Genomic DNA, 2,078 nt, shown 5'->3' with positions numbered 1-2,078 from the left:
CCGCCTTTTTGAAAAAAGGCGGCACCCAAAAACTTTTCTTTTTTTATCAATGATTTGTTTTCAAACACTCTCTTACCGGCAGGTAGTGGATTGAAAACTTCCCCGCCCCGTTCCACCGACCTGTTATGATCTGCGCAATCCTGTGCATTTTATGACCCGATCCTGCGGGCACAGCGGGCATGACGCATGCATGGGCATGGGGCGCACGCACCTGCATCGACCACAATGGAAATGAACGGATGAATGGACTGATACATTATCGCGACGAATGGTTTGGCAACATACGGCGCGACATCCTTGCAGGGATGGTGGGGACTTTTGCGCTGATCCCCGAAGTGATTGCCTTTTCCTTTGTCGCAGGTGTCGATCCAGAGGTGGGATTATATGCCTCCTTCGTCATCAGCGTGGTCATCGCCTTTGCCGGGGGGCGGCCAGGCATGATTTCCGGGGCGGCCGGGTCCGTCGCACTGGTGGCGGCAGCACTGGTGCGGGGACATGGGGTGCAATACTTGCTGGCCGCTACACTGCTGGCTGGCCTGTTTCAGGTGATCTTTGGCCTGCTGCGACTACATGTCCTGATGCGCTATGTCTCACGTCCAGTACGAACCGGTTTCGTCAATGCGTTGGCGATCCTGATCTTTTCCGCGCAGCTTCCGCATATGATGCATGTCTCGTGGCATACCTACGCCATGATCGCACTGGGCCTTGCCATTATCTATGGCGTGCCGAAATTCTTTACCGCCATTCCCTCCCCCCTGATCTGCATCGTGATCCTCAGTGCGATCGCGGCATGCTTTCCCATGCCGCTGCATACGGTGGCGGACCTTGGACGCCTGCCCGACAGCCTGCCACACCTTGTCTGGCCCGATATCCCCTTCAGCGGCGCAACATTGGGGATCATTGCCCCCTATGCCCTCGCCATGGCGACGGTGGGCGTGCTGGAATCCATGATGACCGCCAGCGTTGTCGATGACATCACCGAAACCCACAGCAACAAGCGTATGGAATGCACCGGCCTTGGCATTGCCAACATCGCCGTGGGCCTGTTTGGTGGCATTGCGGGATGTGGCATGATCGGACAGACCGTGGGCAACCTGCGTTATGGCGGACGGGGACGGCTTTCAACCTTTGTCGCTGGCGCATTCCTGCTGCTGTTGATGGTGGCGCTGCGCCCGTGGGTGGCGCGGGTGCCGGTGGCAGCACTGGTGGCCATCATGATCATGGTTTCCGCCAGCACATTTTCATGGTCGTCGCTGCGTGACCTGCTGCACCATCCACGCCTGTCAAGTACGGTCATGGTGCTGACGGTGGCGGTCGTCGTCACCACCCATGACCTTGCGGCAGGTGTGCTCGCAGGGGTACTCCTCAATGGCGTGTTCTTCGCCTTTCAGGTGTCGAAGATGCTTGATATCCGCAGCACCTGCGATGCCACACAGGATATCCGCACCTATGTCGTCACGGGTCAGGTCTTCTTTGCTTCCGCCGACAGCTTCACCGATGCCTTCGACATACGCGACAATGTCCGGCAGGTCCGGATCGACCTGCGACAGGCACATCTGTGGGATATTACGGCAGTCGGTGCGCTGGAAAATATCGTCGGAAAAATGCGCCAGAATGGTATGACGGTGGAGGTCATCGGGCTGAATGCCGCCAGCGCCACACTGGTCAACCGCCATTCCAGTATTGAAATCACGGCACAATAAGCAGGCCGGTTATGGACTTTGAAACAAGCCAAACCCCATCACAGGATTTTTGAAACAACCTGTTCATAAGGAATGACAGACTTCCTGAGCAGGGCTTTTTTCAAAGACGTTTGAAACAAAGCCCTGTCAAAAAATTCATCCAACGGGTTAATGGACCTGTATTTTCAAGCCGCCGAGAATTTCAGGACACCATATTTCTGCGACAAGACGGTGCCCGGTAATCTGTCCTGAAAAGCCACCGCTGGAGACTGCGTTCCCCTTTACGCCTGTTGGTCAGGAAACAGTCCTTTAGAGATTGTTTGAAAACAAGTCATTGATAAAAAAGAAAAGTTTTTTGGGTGCTGCCTTTTGATCGAAAAAGGCGGCGTCTTCTGA

1 protein-coding gene is annotated in these 2,078 nt (G+C 55.2%); it reads left to right on the top strand.

Annotated features, from left to right (window positions below):
* Nucleotides 1-239 precede the first annotated feature (239 nt).
* Entirely contained in the window at nucleotides 240-1,703 is a 1,464-nt protein-coding gene (locus B7G66_RS08195) for a SulP family inorganic anion transporter (protein WP_040511715.1), read from the top strand.
* Nucleotides 1,704-2,078: the final 375 nt, after the last annotated feature.

Origin of the sequence: Novacetimonas hansenii JCM 7643 (genome assembly GCF_000964405.1) — a bacterium.
GTDB lineage: Bacteria > Pseudomonadota > Alphaproteobacteria > Acetobacterales > Acetobacteraceae > Novacetimonas > Novacetimonas hansenii.
This window is presented reverse-complemented; position numbering and strand designations above follow the sequence as displayed.